General features: G+C 62.2%; 13 protein-coding genes. 5 read left to right on the top strand and 8 right to left on the bottom strand.

What is annotated here, in order from left to right:
* Window positions 1-16: 16 nt before the first annotated feature.
* Complete coding sequence (locus H281_RS0119730; protein ID WP_020068884.1) at window positions 17-1,306, top strand: MFS transporter; 1,290 nt, start codon at window positions 17-19, stop codon at window positions 1,304-1,306.
* A 34-nt stretch (window positions 1,307-1,340) separates the two neighbouring features.
* On the opposite strand, the gene H281_RS0119725 is transcribed toward H281_RS0119730, so the two are convergent.
* Window positions 1,341-2,333 carry a LacI family DNA-binding transcriptional regulator gene (locus tag H281_RS0119725; protein WP_020068883.1) on the bottom strand — a complete coding sequence of 331 codons (993 nt, stop codon included), beginning with the start codon at window positions 2,331-2,333 and terminating at the stop codon, window positions 1,341-1,343.
* A 166-nt stretch (window positions 2,334-2,499) separates the two neighbouring features.
* Here H281_RS0119725 and H281_RS0119720 point away from each other — a divergent pair, with 166 nt between their 5' ends.
* Window positions 2,500-3,351: an NAD-dependent epimerase/dehydratase family protein gene (locus H281_RS0119720; RefSeq protein WP_020068882.1), complete on the top strand. Its 852-nt coding sequence runs from the start codon at window positions 2,500-2,502 to the stop codon at window positions 3,349-3,351.
* Between the two features lie 65 nt (window positions 3,352-3,416).
* On the opposite strand, the gene H281_RS0119715 is transcribed toward H281_RS0119720, so the two are convergent.
* Window positions 3,417-4,610, bottom strand: a complete 1,194-nt coding sequence (locus H281_RS0119715; RefSeq protein ID WP_020068881.1) for a GGDEF domain-containing protein — start codon at window positions 4,608-4,610, stop codon at window positions 3,417-3,419.
* 150 nt (window positions 4,611-4,760) lie between these two features.
* Window positions 4,761-5,798, bottom strand: coding sequence for a transporter (locus tag H281_RS0119710; RefSeq protein ID WP_020068880.1), 1,038 nt, complete (start codon window positions 5,796-5,798; stop codon window positions 4,761-4,763).
* A 362-nt stretch (window positions 5,799-6,160) separates the two neighbouring features.
* Here H281_RS0119710 and H281_RS0119705 point away from each other — a divergent pair, with 362 nt between their 5' ends.
* Window positions 6,161-7,915, top strand: a complete 1,755-nt coding sequence (locus tag H281_RS0119705) for a methyl-accepting chemotaxis protein (RefSeq protein ID WP_020068879.1) — start codon at window positions 6,161-6,163, stop codon at window positions 7,913-7,915.
* A gap of 110 nt (window positions 7,916-8,025) precedes the next feature.
* Here the strand turns inward: H281_RS0119705 and H281_RS0119700 are convergent, their stop codons facing one another.
* Both H281_RS0119700 and H281_RS0119695 read right to left on the bottom strand, forming a co-directional pair.
* Window positions 8,026-8,988 (bottom strand): substrate-binding domain-containing protein, encoded by a 963-nt coding sequence (locus H281_RS0119700; protein WP_020068878.1) that lies wholly within the window; start codon window positions 8,986-8,988, stop codon window positions 8,026-8,028.
* 94 nt (window positions 8,989-9,082) lie between these two features.
* Complete coding sequence (locus tag H281_RS0119695) at window positions 9,083-10,423, bottom strand: leucine-rich repeat-containing protein kinase family protein (protein WP_020068877.1); 1,341 nt, start codon at window positions 10,421-10,423, stop codon at window positions 9,083-9,085.
* A gap of 265 nt (window positions 10,424-10,688) precedes the next feature.
* Between H281_RS0119695 and H281_RS0119690 the strand changes: the two genes are divergently transcribed.
* Window positions 10,689-11,291, top strand: a complete 603-nt coding sequence (locus tag H281_RS0119690; RefSeq protein ID WP_020068876.1) for a methylated-DNA--[protein]-cysteine S-methyltransferase — start codon at window positions 10,689-10,691, stop codon at window positions 11,289-11,291.
* A gap of 39 nt (window positions 11,292-11,330) precedes the next feature.
* Here H281_RS0119690 and H281_RS0119685 read toward each other — a convergent pair whose 3' ends face one another.
* A complete protein-coding gene (locus tag H281_RS0119685) occupies window positions 11,331-12,914 on the bottom strand; it encodes an alpha/beta hydrolase family protein (protein ID WP_020068875.1) in 1,584 nt (527 codons plus the stop codon).
* 51 nt (window positions 12,915-12,965) lie between these two features.
* Complete coding sequence (locus tag H281_RS0119680) at window positions 12,966-14,588, bottom strand: methyl-accepting chemotaxis protein (protein ID WP_020068874.1); 1,623 nt, start codon at window positions 14,586-14,588, stop codon at window positions 12,966-12,968.
* Between the two features lie 394 nt (window positions 14,589-14,982).
* Here H281_RS0119680 and H281_RS0119675 point away from each other — a divergent pair, with 394 nt between their 5' ends.
* Window positions 14,983-16,491, top strand: coding sequence for an MFS transporter (locus H281_RS0119675; RefSeq protein ID WP_020068873.1), 1,509 nt, complete (start codon window positions 14,983-14,985; stop codon window positions 16,489-16,491).
* Between the two features lie 33 nt (window positions 16,492-16,524).
* Here the strand turns inward: H281_RS0119675 and kdgD are convergent, their stop codons facing one another.
* The gene (kdgD, locus tag H281_RS0119670) at window positions 16,525-17,442 is read right to left on the bottom strand and encodes a 5-dehydro-4-deoxyglucarate dehydratase (RefSeq protein WP_020068872.1); all 918 of its coding nucleotides are present in this window, start codon (window positions 17,440-17,442) and stop codon (window positions 16,525-16,527) included.
* Window positions 17,443-17,487 lie beyond the last annotated feature (45 nt).

Below are 17,487 nucleotides of genomic sequence, written 5' to 3'. Positions count from 1 at the left end.
CGCGACGGAGACATCCATGCAAACTGCTGTACTCGGTCTAGCCCGTACTGCCAGCCGCTATCGCTGGACGGTGTGCGCACTGCTGTTCTTCGCGACGGTCATCAACTACATGGATCGGCAGATTCTCGGTCTGCTTGCGCCGCTGCTGCAGCACGACATCGGCTGGAGCCAGGTGCAGTACGGCCGCATCGTGATCGCGTTCTCCGCGTTTTATGCAGTGGGATTGCTGTGCTTCGGCAGGATCGTCGACTGGCTCGGCACGCGAATTTCCTACGCGCTTGCCATGCTCATATGGAGCATCGCCGCGATGCTGCACGCCGCGGTAGGCTCGGTAACCGGCTTCGCAATGGTGCGCGCGCTGCTGGGCATAGGCGAAGGCGGCAACTTTCCGGCCGCGATCAAGACCACCGCCGAGTGGTTCCCGCGGCGCGAGCGTGCGCTGGCAACCGGCATCTTCAACTCAGGCGCGAACATCGGCGCAGTGTTCGCGCCCGCGATCATCCCGCCGCTTGCACTGGCGTTCGGCTGGCGCTCGGCGTTCGTGATCATCGGCGCGCTGGGCATTGTGTGGCTCGCCGTATGGTTCGCTTTTTACCGCTCGGCTGAACCGCGTTCACACGACGACGATCTTGAAGAAGCCCGCGACGAAGTCGAAGCGCTCGACGCCGCCAACGCCAACGCCCGCGCGCCCGGTTGGGGCGTGCTGATTCGCAAGCGGCAAACCTGGGCGTTCCTGATCGGCAAATTCCTGACCGATCCGGTGTGGTGGTTTTATCTGTTCTGGCTGCCGAAGTGGCTCAACGAATCGCGCGGCATGGACATGCAGCACATCGGCCTGCCGCTCGTTTGCATCTATGCGATGACGACCGTCGGCAGCATCGGCGGCGGCTGGCTTTCGTCAGCGTTGCTGCGTGCAGGATGGAGCGTGAACGCCGCGCGCAAAACAGCGATGTTCATCTGCGCGTGTTGCGTGCTGCCGATCGCGTTCGTCTCACAGGTGGACAACCTGTGGGGCGCGGTTGCTATCGTCGGCCTCGCAGCGGCAGCGCATCAGGGCTGGTCCGCAAATCTCTTCACCACGGCGTCGGACCTCTTTCCGAAGCGCGCGCTTGGCGCGGTTGTCGGCATCGGCGGGATGGCTGGTTCGATTGGCGGTGTGCTGTTCTCGGAAGTGATCGGACAGGTGCTGCAACGCACCGGTCACTACTGGGTGCTGTTCGCAATCGGCGCGCTCGCCTATCTCATCGCGTTTGCCGTGATGCACATGCTGACGCCGCGCATGGCACCGGCGAAGTTCGAAGCGTGAAGCTTGAGAAGCGCGAGTGAAACCGCGAGTCATGTCAGCCGCAGGCCGCCGTCGATTCACGGACGATGAGCCTCGGCTCGAACATCGAATGTCCTGTGTCGGGGTGGCCCGCAAGTGCGTCGATCAGTTTTTGCATCGCGAGCTCGCCCATCTTCTCGCTTTGAATATCGACCGTGGTCAGCGCCGGCGCCGCGAATTCGCCGTACGGAACGTTGTCGACGCCGGTTACGGACAACTCCTGCGGCACCTTGATACCCAGCGACGCGGCCTCTTTCATGAAGCCAAGCGCGATCAGGTCGTTATAGCAGATCACCGCATGCGGCCTGCGCGGGCCGAGCATGACGCGCGAACATGCATGTTCGCCGGCATGAGAGGTCGGCGCATGCGCGTCGTAGACATCGAGCGTCAGGCCCGCTTCTTCGAGACACTCGCGCGCGCCGCGAATCCGCTCGTCGTTGATGCGTGCCTGTCCAAAGCCGAGGTAAGCAATTTGACGATGTCCGAGATTTAACAGATGTCGCGCGAGCATGTAGGTGGCAAGCCGGTTGTCGATGCCCACACTCGGAATCGGCAACGTATCGCTGTGCCGCAGCAGCACGAGTGGCTTGCCGAGATCGAGCAACCATTGCGACTCGCTGTCGGACATGCGCGAACTGAGGATCAGCCCGTCCACGCGCTGCGCAAGCGCTTCGATCAACGGCCGTTCGCGCGCCTGGTTTTCGTCGGTATCGACGAGCAGCAGCGTGTAATCGTGGCGGAGCGCAATGCGGTTCGCGCCCTTCACGACGTTGGTGAAGTGCGGATTACTGATGTCGAGAATCGTCAGCCCGATTGCGCGCGTGCGGCCGGTGATCATGGATCGCGCGAGCGGATTCGAACGGTAGCCGAGCTCTTCGATCGCGGCCTTCAGTCGAGCCTCGACCGGCGCGGAAAAGCGTTGCGCGCCGTTCATGTACTTCGACACGGTTGCGACCGAAACACCGGCAGCGGCAGCGACATCGCGAATGGTCGGAGAAAGTTTTTTCATCCCGAAGGTAACGTTTTCTCTTTGTTAACCGATTGTCGCAGAAAAGACCTGATATGCGGGCCTTTCCGACATGCTGGGACGTTCGCTAACGCCCGGCTTCGCGTCGCTTCGCCCGCTGTCAAAAACGTTTACCTAACTAGCTACGCTACTTGCAGGAGTTTCACCAATGAGCCAAACGATGACCCAACCCGACGCCGCACCACGCAAGCCCTTCCGGCGCCTGCTTCTGACGGGCGCCGCGGGCAACCTCGGCCGCCAGTTGCGCGGCGTGCTCGCCCAATGGGCCGATGTGGTTCGTGTGACCGACATTGCGAGCCTGGGCGAGCCAGCGCCGCATGAGGAAGCGAGCGTGGTGGATCTGGCGGACCGGGAGGCCGTCATGCAACTGGTGGAAGGCGTGGACGCAATCGTGCATCTGGGCGGCATTTCGATCGACGCCCCTTTCGACGACCTTCTCGGCGCGAACATTGCCGGCACGTACAACCTCTATGAGGCGGCACGCAAGCACGGCGTAAAGCGCATTGCGTTCGCCAGTTCGAACCACGTGATCGGCTTTCATCCGGTAACCGAAGTACTCGACGCCGACGCGCCGCAGCGACCCGACACCCTGTACGGCGTGACCAAATGCTTCGGCGAGGCGCTTTCGCGCTACTACTACGATCGCTTCGGCATAGAGACGGTATGCATGCGCATCGGTTCGTCGTTTGACGAGCCGAAGAACTCGCGGATGCTCGTCACGTACCTGAGCTATCGCGACTTCATCGAACTCGTGCGCTGCTCGCTGTTCACGAACCGCGTGGGGCATGTGGTGGTGTACGGCGCGTCGGACAATCCGGTCAAGTGGTGGGACAACACCAAAGTCAGTTTCCTTGGCTTCAATCCGCGCGACAGTTCCGCGCCGTTTGCAGCGCGCTTTCCCGCAACGGCGCCTGACGCCTCGCGCGACGACCCGGCGCAGCGCTTTCAAGGTGGACCGTTCGTGTTGGGCGAGCCGCTGGAGCGTGAAAACTCGCGATAGCGCATCAACGCAGCGCGGCGCGGCGCATGGCCACAACGCCGCGTGCGGACATTCAACGCACGGCGCTAATACGCAGAGCGCGCCATGTCGTTCGCAGGGTGGCTCGCACGCTCCGTCCGCGCGAGTTCGATCCGGCATTTGCCGGCTCGTTTCGCGCGATACAGCATGGCGTCCGCGCCGGCCAGCGCGTCGCTCAGACTCTCCGCCTGTGCACATTCGTTGATGCCGGCGCTGAACGCATACGTCAGCTTGCCTTTTGCAGCCGGCTGCGGGCAACTCACCGCGGCGAGCATGCTGCCGACCAGGCGAGCCGCTTCCGCCATCGACGTCTGCGGGAAAAGTATCGCGAACTCCTCGCCGCCCAGGCGACCGAACACGTCACCGGCACGCATGTGCCGATGCACTTCAGCGCCAAAATCGGCGAGAACGCGGTCGCCTGTGGCATGACCGTGCCGATCGTTAATGGTTTTGAAATCGTCGATGTCGATAATCGCGACGCACAATTCAGTGCGCGCCGCGCGCGCCGCCTGCGAGAGCGTTGTGCCGCGAATCATGAATGCGCGACGCACCAGGGCGCCGGTCAACTCGTCGAAAGTGGCCAGCTTCTCGACCTGTTGCATCAGGCGGTCGTTGGCCACCATCACGAGGCCGATCGACAGGAGCGGCAACGAAAGAATGCTGATGCCCAGAAAGGCGAAATCGGGAGCGACGTGCGTCGGCCAGCTTATCGCGGGATTGGCGAAGAAAGCGTTCAGAACGCCGCGCGCGAAGTACACGATTCCGCCGACGAGCGCCGCGCAAAGCACGAGCCAGTGGCCGTATTGCGGACGCTCACGCACACGCGAACTCCAGAGCGTCCACCCTACGGCGATGCGCGCATACGCAAGCGCGAACGACATGACCGCGGCTCTCGCGCTGACGTTCGGCGACTCCCACGTCCAGTACATGACGGCACCCACGCACACGCCTAACGCGAGATGCTCGCCTGTCAGGCACGGCGGCTTGCCGACGAACGCGCGGCAACCTTGCAGCATGAGCAGCGCGCCGCCAAGCACGAGCATGCACGATGCAAGCATGACGGCCGCCGAAGGGCGGGCATGCACGAGAAACAGCACGCCGGATGCGACGGCGAACAGGCAGTGAGCGGCAAGCCAGCGGCGTAGTCCGGCGACCTTACATCGCGCAAGGTAACCCAGCACGGCCGCGCTTGAAAGGCATGAGACGAACACGGTGGCGAGCAGCGCAACGGAACTGGACATGGTCTTTTGGCATTATTGTTGGCCGCACATGCGGCATGCAGCCGTTCATTTTTCTCTAACGTCCGTTGGCACAGCCCCCGCACGGACAGATTCGTTCCGATGCCGCTCTGCCATCACGCGGCGCATCGGCAATAGTATGCGCAAGCCTCGCTATCGGTCCTTTCTTCGTCGAAACGCCCACCACGCCGTCAGTCCCGTGAAGCAGGCCACGAGCACCACCATCACCCAGAAGCCGTGGTGATTCTCGGCAAACGGAATGCCGCCCACGTTCATACCGAAGAACCCCGCGACGATGTTGATCGGCATGGCGAGAACCGTGACCAAGGTGAGTGTGAACAGGGTGCGGTTGTTCTGTTCTTCCAGTCGCGAAATGATCTCTTCCTGCAGCAGTCTCACGCGTTCGATCAGACCTGCCATGTCGGAGAGCACGACTGAAAACTCCTCCGTCGACTCGCGCAAATCCTGCACGTCTTCAGCGTGAAGCCAGCGAGGCGGTCTTGCGAGCAGACGAAAAATCGCGCCCGGCTCCGGCGCTAGCATCCGCTGCAAACGGGTCAGCATGCGTCGCATCGCGCCGAGATCCAGCCGGTTTTGCGTGGGCCGCTGGGAGAGAAAGCGGTCTTCAATACGATCGATATCCGCGCTCGTGCGGCGGACGATCTGCACGAGCAGATCGGCCTGGTCGCGCATCAGATGGACGAGCAGTTCCACCGGCGAGCGAAAAACTTCTCCTTCTTTCACCGACGCGCGCAGCCGGTCCACGGAACGCAGCGGCTTCAGACGCGCCGTCACGATGATTCGCTGGTGCGCGTAAATCCATAACGTAGCGATCTCCGACGGAATGAACTCGAGGTTGAACATGACGTCGTTGACCACCGCGCGCAGCGCGCCGTCTGCCTGCTCGATACGCGTCGAATGCGAACCCTCCCGCAACGCGTCAAAAAACGTCTCGGGCAAATCGAGCTGCGCTCGCATCCAGCGTTCACTCGCGCTGTGCGCGAGGTTGAAATGCAGCCATATGAATTCGTCGGTATGCGACGCAGCATCCGCGCTTTGCTGCGCATGTAGCCATTCGAGCGCGTCATCGGCGGAAATGGGCCGGCCGGGTTGCGTCGGCGAAAAGACAAAGCCGCACACGATGCCGGAAGAGTCCGAGCCGTAAGTTTGCAGCAGAAGTTCAGATTTCATAAGTCGTCCATTGCCTGCTTCCGCTTCAGGTTTCTAACAACCCGCAATTTACCAGCAGAACATGAAGCCGCGATGGCCGCCATCAGCATGTCACGCCGGCGTCATATTGCCTCGGAACTAGCGCGAGCCGTCGCGATTTCTGATTGAGCAATTGCTTCATAGTGAATATCAATGATGCGCAAACCTTTGCGCGTGAATTGCGCAGAGTAGTCGCCCTATTGCCAACGCACTGCTGGCCGTTATTGCGTTTAGCACCGACGCCAACTGATTGGGATCGCGTGCTGCTGCCCCTCGCGTTAAAGGGAATCGAAAGGCTTTACTTAGTTTTCGGCCAGAAAAGTGTCGACTGGAGTCCAGGAATCATGAATTTTCGTAACCTCTCGGAGAAGGCAAAGCTGGCAGCCGCGTTCGGTTCACTTGCTGTCGTCGTGTTGATCGTCTCGGCCATTTCGCTGAAAGCGCTGAACAATGCGAACGAGCGCTTCACCGGCTATATGAGCGGCGTCAATGCACGCGCGCAGATGGCCGAGTCGGTGCGAAGCGCCGTCGACGACCGTGCGATGGCAGTGCGCAACCTCGTGCTGGTCTCTTCATCTGCCGACCTCGAAGTTGAAAAGGCCGCCGTGCTCGATGCCGAGAAACGAGTGGAGAGCAACCTCGAGAAATTCAATGCAATGGTGGCGAGCGCACCGGACATGACCGACAAGGCCCGTGCTCTGGCTGGCGAAATATCGCGAATCGAACAGCTTTATCGGCCGGTTGCACTGGAGATCGACAGGCTCGCCGTCGACGGACAACGCGACGCCGCAATCGCCGAGATCGCGGTCAAGTGCAGACCATTGCTCGCCGCGTTGATCAAGGCTTCGAATGCATACGCCGACGCCACCCATGAACACGCGATGCAGTTGGCGCAGGAATCGGCGGAGCAATTCGTACATCAGCGCAACCTGCTGATCGTCTTCTGCTTCGGCGCGATTGCGCTCGCTGTCGGAGCCGGGGTCATCATCACGCGCGGCTTGCTGCGTGCGCTTGGCGCCGAGCCCGTCGCGCTCGCGGAAGTCACGCGGCGTGTCGCAGAAGGCGACTTGCGCTCGGTTCCCGGAGCCAGCACTGCACCGGCGGGCAGCGTACTTGCATCGATGGGCGAGATGCAGTCGAGCCTCGTTCGTCTGATCGGCAATGTTCGCAATGCGGCCGACAGCATCGCAACGGGCTCGAGTCAGATTGCGTCGGGCAACGTGGATCTGTCGTCGCGCACGGAGCAGCAGGCGTCGTCTCTTCAGGAGACCGCATCGAGCATGGAAGAGTTGACCGCCACCGTCAAACAGAACGCCGAGAATGCGCAGCAGGCGAGCACCTTGTCCGCCAATGCATCCGAAGTCGCGTTGAAGGGCAATGGCGTCGTCGGGCAAATGGTGGGGACGATGGGCGAGATCAGCGCCAACTCCACGCGTATCGCAGAGATCACCGGCATCATCGAAGGCATCGCGTTCCAGACCAATATCCTGGCGCTCAATGCCGCGGTCGAAGCGGCGCGTGCGGGCGAACAGGGGCGAGGCTTCGCAGTGGTGGCAAGCGAGGTGCGCAACCTCGCGCAGCGCTCGTCGAGCGCGGCAAAAGAGATCAAGGACCTGATCAGCACGTCTGTGCAGAAGATTCAGGACGGCTCGTCGCTCGCCGACAAGGCGGGCATGACAATGGCGGAAGTCACGCAGGCCGTCGCACGCGTGACCGACATCATGGGCGAAATCGCGGCGGCGTCGGCGGAACAAAGTCGCGGCATAGAGCAGGTCAATCAGGCAATCACGCAAATGGACGAGGTCACGCAGCAGAATGCCGCGCTAGTGGAGGAAGCGGCGGCCGCGTCGAAATCGCTCGAAGATCAGGGCCGGCAGTTGAATCAGTCGGTGTCATTCTTCCGGCTTGAAGGCGCCGCGTTGTCGGCAACGCATGCGTCCTACGCTGCGCCTCGTGCGCGAAGCGCCTCTGGGAACCACAGCGCGATCTCGAACAGGCGCACTGCGTCGGCCACCTTGCGCCCCGCCATGGCTGCTACGGCTAGCAGTGGAGCTGGGGCTGGGGCTGCAACGCGAACGGACGGCTGGGATACTTTCTAAATCTGATCCCGCGTTGAGCACTTGTGGAGGCGAACGGTAGCAGTCAGCCTGCCGTTCGCTTTGTCAGAGGGCCGCACATTCGCCCTTTCGTTGGCTGGCGGCAAACGGGTTTACCGCGTCGCCGCCGTAACCAGTTGCAGCGGCGTTTCTATGGTCCGCGACAACTCGCGCTGCTTTCTCTGCTCGGTCACGGCTTTCAACGCGACGTCCATGCCGAACACGGCCTGCCGGTCTGCGAACTGATTGACCGTGGCTAGCACGTGGCCGTCGGCGATCAACGGTTTGATCGCTTCAATCGCGTTGTAGCCGGTGATATAAACACCGCCGGTTCGGCCCGCGTCGCGAACAGCGTCCGCCGCGCCCATTGCCATGTTGTCGTTCGCGCAGAGCAAGCCGCGAATCTGCGGATGCTGGCCGAGCATTTTCGACGCGACGTCACGGCCCTTGCCATACTCCCAATCCGCCGCCTGGGTCGCGACCACTTGCATGCCCGCCGTGCTCATGACGTCCCTGTAACCGGCCGTGCGTTCCTGTGCGTTGCGGTCCGCGGCGATGCCCTCGATGATTCCCACCTGGTCGCCGGCCTGCAGCCGCCCGGCGAGATAGTTCGCCACCAGCGTCGCACCCTTGCGATTGTCCGGTCCGACGAACGGCACGGAAATCTTCGCCGCGTCCTGCGATGCGTCGTCGAGCGGATTGTCGATGCTCACCACGATGATGCCCGCCTTGATTGCGCGCGCCACCACGGCCGTCAGTGGTTTCGAGCCGGACGGCGCAATCACGATCGCGTTCATCTTTGCCTTGATCAGATCGTCGACGATACGGATCTGTCCGGCCGTGTCGGCTTCGGTCGCGGTACCGCGAACCGTTAACGCGAATTGCGATGCGTAATGCTGCTGATAGTTTTTTGCCGCGTTAGCCATCGCGACCGTGAACGGATCGTTAATCGACTTCAGCACGAGTGCGATTTTCGGCATGCCGCCTTCCACCGTTGCCGCGCCGGCCGCCCGTGTGAGACCGGCCGCAGCCAGAGCACCGGCGATCAGCACGCGGCGGCGCATTTCCTGCGTCATGGTTTCTCTCCTTGCTGGCAGCGCTCGACAACAGCATCGACGCCAACGGATGGATGCGGGTTGACCTGTCCGCAAGCGGCTTGCAAGTTCAGCATTACCGAGCCTTCAACGCGCGTAGATCCGATGCGATCTGCTCGAATAGCGGCCGGCTTTGAACGTCTTCACTCAGGCAACTGTCTCTCAACACGGCGAGTTCATCGCGCACATGACCGTGGTCGCTACGATCGCTCGCTTCCAAACGCTCGATCAATTCATCGAGCAGACAACCAAACGCTCGCACTTCGAGACGTTCAAGCGCAACGCTGCGTTCGGGGTTGTCAGTCGAATAGAAAGATGCGGCGCCGAAGTCTCCTAACAATACACGTGCCCGACCGTCGTGCAGAATGTTGTGCGCGTACAGGTCGCCGTGCATCACGCCCCGCCGGTGCAAATGACACGCGGCAGATGCAATGCCGTGCGCCATATCCACGACATCGGCGGCTTCGAAGCGTGCGCCCGCCGCGTAGATGTCCCGCGTGCACGACTCGAAGCTCGGCGGCCCCGCCAGGTTGCGAAATTGCGGCTCGATCAGTTCCATCACGAGGCCGTGCGCGTTTGCCGGATGATCTTTTACTTTCCCCGCGACGGCAATCAGGTTCGCGTGACCGCCGGCCCGGATGCAGGCCGCCATTTCGCAGTCGGGCAAACCGTCGCTCGTGACTGCGCCTTTGAACAGCTTGACCGCGACGGGCCGCGATGTGCCATCCCGCTCACGTAGTCCGGCGCGGTAGATCACACCCGAGGCGCCCTCGCCCAGTTGCTCCTGCAGGCGCAGATCGTCCCAGTCGATTTCGGCGATGGGCGTATCCGTCAACGCCGCCGCTTCCAGTGCGTCGCCGAACGGATTGCCCGCATAAGCGAGCCACGCGAGCCGCGGCATGCGAAACAGCCACGCCGGCAATTCGTCGAGCCGATTCGCTGCAAGCCGCAACAACTCCAGCCGCGAACACACGGCCAGTTCTTCCGGAAGAAAACGCAGACGATTGCCCGCCAGCATCAACTTCTGCAAATGCGCGCAGTCACCGATCTGCGGTGGCAACGCGTCGATCTGGTTGTCGGTAAGAATCAGCCAACGCAGATGCGGCGGCAGCGCATTACCGGCAACCGTAGCAATGCGATTCGCCTTGAAGCCAACCATGCTCAATTGCCGGCACTGCCCGAGTACCTCCGGCAACTCGGTGAACGGATTGTTGGACGCGAACAGAATGCGCAACTTATGGAGCCGCGCGAAATCGTCTGGCAACGCTGACAGCGCATTGCCCGAGAGATCGAGAATTTCGAGCGTGTCGGCGAGTTCGAAAACCTCGCGCGGAAACTCAGTGAGCCCGCACGCGAGTTTCAGTTGGCGTGCGCCCGAGAGTTGTCCCGCTCGCAGTTGTTCCAGTGTTGTTGTCACAGTCGTAAGAAGATCCGGTGGCCCGCGCCCGTCGTGCACGAAGGGTCAATTCTACTGAGTCATATCGTGACGTGCTGTTGCGCAGCGTGAAGCCACGCTGCCGCTTCCCGATAACTGACCATCTCGCGCGCGAATCCTTCATACTTGACGACGAATCAGACAGCAAGATCCGACGTGTCTTCAGCAGGCGGGAAGACCACACTAGGGTCATTGCGACACCACTCGCGTGCCGCGCTGTCTCACTTCAATTCGCAGGAGCAGATAAGTGACTTACGCCTACAAGTTGATGGATTCTCCCGTCGGCAAATTGAAGCTCGTTGCCAACGGCGAGCATCTAGCCGCCATTCTGTGGGAATTCGACAAGCCAAACCGCGTGCGTCTGGCAGAGTCGATGCAAGCCGACGATCGGCCGATTCTGCTCGAAGCCGAGCGTCAGTTGAATGAGTACTTCGCCGGCAGGAGGCAGGCGTTCGATCTGGCGCTCCAGTTTCAAGGGACGGAGTTTCAGAAGAAAGTGTGGGCCGCGTTGCTGACCATCCCTTTCGGCCAGACGCGCACTTACGCACAAATCGCTGCGCAGATCGGCAATCTCAACGCGGTGCGGGCGGTCGGCGCGGCAAACGGCAGAAACCCGATTTCTATCGTGGCGCCATGCCACCGGGTGATCGGCGCGTCAGGCGAGCTAACCGGTTTCGCCGGCGGCCTCGCGAACAAGATGCTGCTGCTGTCGCTGGAAGCGGGACAAACGTCGCTCGAAGCCGCCGCCGACAGGCAGGCGCAAGCACCCGCAGACGCAGCCAACGTCGGCGCGAAACGCGCGCGCCCAGCGCCTCTCCGCGGCACGCAAAGCTCGTTGTTCGGCAATTGACGGCGTTCGCGTAGTCGCCGGGCCTAAAGCCAGGCGCACTCAGAAGTTCGCAAAGAATGCTCGTGCGGCAATCATGCATGAGCCCGCAACGAGCCCTCCGTGATAGGAACGCAATACCGCGGCGGCGCCCCTGTCTGTCGCGCCGCCGGCGATGGCCTGCCGTGCAATCGATGCCTTCGCATTTGCAAAGCCCTGCTTGACGCTTGCGAACGGATCGTCGGGTCCGGTGGCGGACGAGTCCACATCCAGCACGGATGTCAGCCCCGCAGGCACATTGGCGCCGTGCCAATAAGCCTGCTCGATACGGGCGTTGAAAAAGAACACCATCGGGTCTGAGCCGCCGCCGCACAGCAGGACCGGCGCCTTCGGAACCCAGTTGCGCAGATCGTTGCGCTTGAACGCCTGCCGCAGCGGATGCAGCGGCTTGTCCGCCGGCGCGAGGCTTGCGCTTGCATCGGGGAAAGCGCCGTCGGGATTGGCGGCCGCGTCTTCCAGAAGCGCGCGGCGGTAGGCGTTACGCACGAGGTTGGCGTCGCCGAAACCTGCGGCAAATAGCGGTGTCAATGCGGGCGGCGTGAGCAACGGCGCTGCGGGCGGTGTCATCGACGCGAACCGCGCAGCCGGCGGCGTACTGCTGAAAAGGTGCGTTGACGGCAATTTCCGTTGCGAGAAAAGCGTGTCGAGAGGTTGTGCGCTGGGGAGCACGTGCTCGATATCGGGCGCGTAGGCGGCTTCGAAAAATTCCGCCGGCTTGCGATACACGTTCTTATACGCGTGTTGATAGCCCGTCACGACCAACGTCGTGAAGAGTGTCGAGCCGAGACTGACCTCGCCTGCAATGATGGCGTCGGCGGTAGCGGCAAGCGCGTATGGGCCCGAGCCCGGAGCGGATGCGGTCACCTTCACGCCTGCTGCTTGCAGCGCGCGATGCGTCGCCAACGCAACGAAACCGCCTTGCGAGTAGCCCGTAATGAAGAGCTTGCCGTTCTCCCGCGTGGCGGCAGGCGAGCCATCGCCGTTCAACATGGCCCGCGCCGCGTGCAGCGCGTCGATCATATCGGCGGACTGCTGGTCGGCGTTCAGATAAGGATGGTACGGAAGATCGGACCCGGCATAGCCCGCATAGTTGCTGGCCGCCACGATGTAGCCGTGAGCCGCATACATCGCGGCCACGCTGAGGCCTTCGCCGGCCCCTTCGTTGTGCGCGTCGGTCCGCGCAATATCGGCGAGATTGTATTTGCTGTCGGTGGTGGTGCCGTGCGCATACAACATGAGCGGACGTGGCCCACCGCACGCCGCGGATTCGCCTTGCGGGGTCATCAATGCCCCGCTTGCAGTGGTCGGTTCACCCGCGCCGCCAATAGTCCGATAGCGGAAATACACGACTTCGACGCCGCAAGCTGGCGCACCCGCCATTCGCATGAGGTGCTGCCCCGAGGGGCTCGACGTAAGCAGATCGGAGAATTCCGCAGCGCTGAGCCGCAACGTGACCCGATGATCCAGAAGCTGGCCGCGCGCGCCGCATGCCGGATCGCACGATGAGTCGGCTTGCGCCGATGTGCCGATAGTCAACGCAAGACACGATAGCAAGGCAATGGCTGCGGTGCGGGTCGCTTGTGGCATGCGGGTCTCCGAACGAAACCGCTAGCATAGCGCCACTGTGGGAGCCCGCATTCAAACTGCCACGGCTAACCGGTGCGAGTGTTTCGGTACCGGTCGCTCCACACCGCCCTCGCGCGAATGGTCTTGCACCTGGAAAGTTCGAATTGACGCTTCCAGCAATCTCGCCTGCTCGGTCAATGTCTGCGCTACCGCCGCGGCCTCTTCGACGAGTGCGGCGTTCTGTTGCGTGACGCTGTCCATCTGCGTGACGGCGTCGCCGACCTGATCGATGCCCGCGCTCTGCTCGGCGGCAGCCGCGGCAATGTCGCGCATGACGCCCGATAACTTCGCAATGGCGTCGCTCGCCGCCTGAATCGTCGTACCGGTTTTGTCGACGAGTTCAACGCCGGCCTCGACGCGACCCACGGCGCGGCTGATCAACGTGCGGATTTCCTTCGCCGCAGAAGCGCTGCGCTGAGCGAGCGTGCGCACTTCGCCGGCCACCACGGCGAAGCCGCGCCCTTCGTCTCCCGCGCGAGCCGCCTCGACGGCCGCGTTCAGCGCAAGAATGTTGGTCTGAAACGCAATGCCTTCGATCACCGCAATGATCTCAACCATCTTGTGCGATTCTGTCGATATCTCCTGCATGGTCGACACCGCCTCGGCTGCCATTTGTCCGCCCTGCGTGACGATCTGCTCGGCGCTTGCCGTCAACTGACTTGCCGTCTGCGCGCTCTCCGATGTTTGCCGGACCATCGCGGTCATCTGCTCCATGCTGGCCGCCGTCTCTTCGAGCGACGCGGCCTGGCTCTCGGTACGCGCGGACAGATCCGTGTTGCCTTCCGCGATCTCCCTCGCGCCGGTCGCCACCTTCTCGGCCGCGCCGCCGATCTGCACGATGGTCTTTGCGAGGCCGTCGCGCATCTGCCGCATGGTATGCAGCAGACTCGATTCATCGCCTCCACGAATCTCAACAGGAATAACGAGGTTGCCCTTGGTGATCTCACCGGCGACCTGCGCGACGTACGCCGGGTCGCCGCCAATCGTGCGTTGAATGCTGCGATTGGTGAACGCAACGAGCGCGGACAGTAGCAGCGCGACCGCACCTACCACGCTGCCGAGCACATAGAGCGACTCTTTGAACGCGGCGTCGATATCGTCGACGTAAGCGCCCGTCGCGATGATCCAGTCCCACGGTGCATAACGCACGACGTAGCCGATCTTGCCGACTGCGTCGGACGGTGGACTGCCCGGATGCGGGAACACATAGTCGACGAAGCCGCCCTTCGGCGCCTGCGCCGTCGCGGCAAACGTCACGTAATGGTGACGGCCGTCGGCGTCCGCGGTGCCCGCGAGATCCTTGCCGTCCAATGCGGGTTTCATCGCATGCATGACCATGCGCGGCGTGGAGTCGAGCACGAGGAAGTAGCCGTCTTCGCCGTACCGCACGCCGCGCAGCCGCTCGAGTGCCTGCTTGCGCGCATCGGCCTCGCTCAGCGCGCCGCTCTGCGCAAGCGCCGCATATTCCTTCACGATGCTAAGTCCAACGTGCGCGACATTCACAAGGTCGTGCTTGCGCTCTTCAACGCGCGTCTCACGCGACAACCACGCCGCCGACACCGACACGGCGAGGAGCGCCAGCAGGCTGACGACAAGCGGCACCCAGAGCTTCTGCCTGAAATTCAATCGATCCATGCTCGCTCCTGTCTCGTCCGGTCGAAGGAGGCCGAGGGACCGCTGCGCGCGCATTTAATCGTTCAGGCGGCGCGGCAGCATCGCACGACCACTCGGCTTATTTATCGGCAGCGACAGGGGCTGCATGTGTAGAGACAAACCCTCTCCGGGCTGGATTGCGTCTGGAATGCGCGGATTGCTCGCGGTCTTGAATCAGCGCGATTGGCGTTTGCACAGAGGAATAGTTTTGGCTAGGGGCAAACCCGTATAATGACCTAGTGGTCAGACAACTTTAGTACATCGGTTGTCCAGACCTCGCCCAATTAGCGCTTCACCTTAATCGCCCTTTCAGCCCAGATCCGTGACTTCCACTGCCGCTGCTCCCGCGCTGCCCTTCCGGAACGCCCTCTTCGCGATGCTCGGCATCGGTCTCGTCAACATGCTCGTGGCACTCGACCAGACGGTTGTCAGTACCGCGCTGCCGTCGATCGTCGCGGAACTGCACGGCTTCGAGTACTACGCATGGATCGCGAGTGCGTATCTGCTGGCGTCGGTCGTCACCGTGCCCGTGTTCGGACGCCTTGGCGACTACTTCGGTCGCAAGCGCTTCGTGATTGCCGCGGTGATCACGTTCACGGTCGCTTCGGTCCTATGCGGCGTCGCAAACAACATGCTGTTTCTCGTCATCGCGCGCGGGCTGCAAGGCGTGGGGGGCGGCATGATGGTCGGCACTGCGTTCGCGTCGATACCGGACCTGTTCCCCGACCCGCGTGCACGCGTGCGCTGGCAAGTGGTGATGGCCGCGGCGTACGGTATTGGCACGGCGGCGGGGCCCTCGCTCGGAGGATGGATGAGCGAGCACCTCGGCTGGCGCTCCACGTTCCTGATCAATCTGCCGGTCGGTGCGGCGGCGCTCTACTTCATCTGGGTGCATCTGCCGAGTTTTCAGCGGCCGCATGACGGCGAGGTCAAAATCGACTGGCTCGGTGCCGGGCTCGTGGCCGCCGTGCTCGGCGGTCTGCAGGCTTTCATCGAAGCAGTGCCGAAAGACGGCTTGACGGCCGGCAACATCACGCTTGCCGTGTGTGTGATCGTCGGCGCCGTTGCGTTGTACGTGTGCGAGAAGCGCGCCACGCATCCGATCATTCCGCTCGACCTGTTCAAAGACTCGCAGCTCGTCACGCTGTTCACGCTCGGCATGCTGTCGGGCTTCGTGATGTTCTCGCTGATTTTCTTCGCGCCGCTGCTGCTGCAAGGCGGCTTCGGCCTTTCTCCGCAACAGGCCGGCCTGCTCGCCACGCCCATTGCCGCATGCATCGCACTCGGCAGCCTGCTGAATACGCGCATCGTGATTCACATGAAGAAGCCGACGCGCATCCTCTCGATCGGCTTTGCGTTGCTGCTGTTCGCGTCGATCGGTCTTGCATTTGCGAATCCGGACACACCGCACCTGTGGATCGAATTACCGATGGCCGCGGTCGGTATCGGTCTCGGCTTCATTCTCAACAATCTGAATGTGTTCGGACAGGAAATTGCGGGGCGCGAGCGCTTCGGCATCACGACCGCGCTGCTGCAATCGACACGAATGGTGGGCGGCATGCTGGGCACGAGCATCGTAGCGACGGTCGTGCAGCATCATTATCGCGACGTCGTTACGAGAACGATGAGCGTGCTCGGCGAGCCCACGGCAACGCAATGGCGGCCGCGCTTCGTCGATCTGCGCATTCTGATCGACGAAGCATCGCGCCTGAAGTTGATCGCGGACATGAAGCCATCGGGACTCAACACACTCGCATTGATCGACACCGCGCGCGATGCGCTGGTGCAGTCCATTCATATCGGTGTGTGGCTGACCGCGGTGGCGGCGCTCGCCGCTGCTTTGCTCGTGCAGCGGATATCGCACGTGGTGTTCCGCCGCGGCTAGGCACCAGGCCCGCGGCGAACGCGTGCAGCACGCTTATTGCGGGCCGAGTTTCGCAATCAGAGCGGCGAGTTGTCCGCACTCTTCTTCGGTCAGATCGGTCAGCGGCGCACGTACCGGACCGGCGTCGCGACCAACCAGTTTCGCGCCCGCCTTCACGATGCTCACGGCGTAACCCGCGCGACGATTGCGAATCGCCAGATACGGCAGGAAGAACTCGTCGATGAGCCGTGACGTGGTCGCATGATCGTCTGCTGCAATCGCGCGATAGAACTCCATCGCGGTCTTCGGAATGAAGTTGAATACCGCCGACGAATACACAGGCACGCCGAGCGCCTTATACGCCGCTGCATAAACCTCTGCAGTCGGCAGGCCGCCGAGATACGAAAAACGGTCGCCGAGGCGCCGGCGAATGGTCACCATTGCCTCGATTTCGCCGACGCCGTCTTTGAAGCCGATCAGATTCGGGCAGCGATCCGCGAGCCGTTCCAGCATATCGGCATTAAGCTTTGAATTCGCGCGGTTATACACAATGACGCCGATGTTCTTCACCGCGTGGCACACCTGTTCGACGTGCGCGGCAATACCTTCCTGCGAAGCCTCGGTCAGATAGTGCGGCATCAGCAGGACGCCGTTTGCACCAAGGCGCTCTGCTTCCCGCGCATATTCGATTGCGACGCGCGTCGGACCGCCCGCGCCCGCGAGAATCGGTACTTTGCCCTTGCATGTTTCAGTCGCTGTGCGAATTACATTGGTGTAGTCGCTTTTGGTCAGCGAAAAAAATTCGCCTGTGCCGCCTGCGGCAAACAGTGCGGTCGCACCATACGGTGCGAGCCATTCGAGCCGTTGCGCGTAAGTGTCGGCGCGAAAGTCGCCTTGCGCGTCGAAGTCGGTCACGGGAAACGACAACAGACCTTCGGATACGATCGCTTTGAGTTCTTGCGGTGAAGTCATTTGTATATGCGTGAATATCGTCAAATGTGAATGAGCGGGCGAGCT

Origin of the sequence: Paraburkholderia caledonica, assembly GCF_000383275.1 — a bacterium.
GTDB classification, from domain to species: Bacteria; Pseudomonadota; Gammaproteobacteria; order Burkholderiales; family Burkholderiaceae; genus Paraburkholderia; species Paraburkholderia caledonica.
This window is presented reverse-complemented; position numbering and strand designations above follow the sequence as displayed.

What these genes read in the sequence shown, in the direction of transcription:
- H281_RS0119730 (WP_020068884.1), top strand. Translation starts at nt 17, where the DNA reads ATGCAAACTGCTGTACTCGGTCTAGCCCGTACTGCCAGCCGCTATCGC.
- H281_RS0119725 (WP_020068883.1), bottom strand. Translation starts at nt 2,333, where the DNA reads ATGAAAAAACTTTCTCCGACCATTCGCGATGTCGCTGCCGCTGCCGGT.
- H281_RS0119720 (WP_020068882.1), top strand. Translation starts at nt 2,500, where the DNA reads ATGAGCCAAACGATGACCCAACCCGACGCCGCACCACGCAAGCCCTTC.
- H281_RS0119715 (WP_020068881.1), bottom strand. Translation starts at nt 4,610, where the DNA reads ATGTCCAGTTCCGTTGCGCTGCTCGCCACCGTGTTCGTCTCATGCCTT.
- H281_RS0119710 (WP_020068880.1), bottom strand. Translation starts at nt 5,798, where the DNA reads ATGAAATCTGAACTTCTGCTGCAAACTTACGGCTCGGACTCTTCCGGC.
- H281_RS0119705 (WP_020068879.1), top strand. Translation starts at nt 6,161, where the DNA reads ATGAATTTTCGTAACCTCTCGGAGAAGGCAAAGCTGGCAGCCGCGTTC.
- H281_RS0119700 (WP_020068878.1), bottom strand. Translation starts at nt 8,988, where the DNA reads ATGACGCAGGAAATGCGCCGCCGCGTGCTGATCGCCGGTGCTCTGGCT.
- H281_RS0119685 (WP_020068875.1), bottom strand. Translation starts at nt 12,914, where the DNA reads ATGCCACAAGCGACCCGCACCGCAGCCATTGCCTTGCTATCGTGTCTT.
- H281_RS0119680 (WP_020068874.1), bottom strand. Translation starts at nt 14,588, where the DNA reads ATGGATCGATTGAATTTCAGGCAGAAGCTCTGGGTGCCGCTTGTCGTC.
- H281_RS0119675 (WP_020068873.1), top strand. Translation starts at nt 14,983, where the DNA reads ATGCTCGGCATCGGTCTCGTCAACATGCTCGTGGCACTCGACCAGACG.
- kdgD (WP_020068872.1), bottom strand. Translation starts at nt 17,442, where the DNA reads ATGACTTCACCGCAAGAACTCAAAGCGATCGTATCCGAAGGTCTGTTG.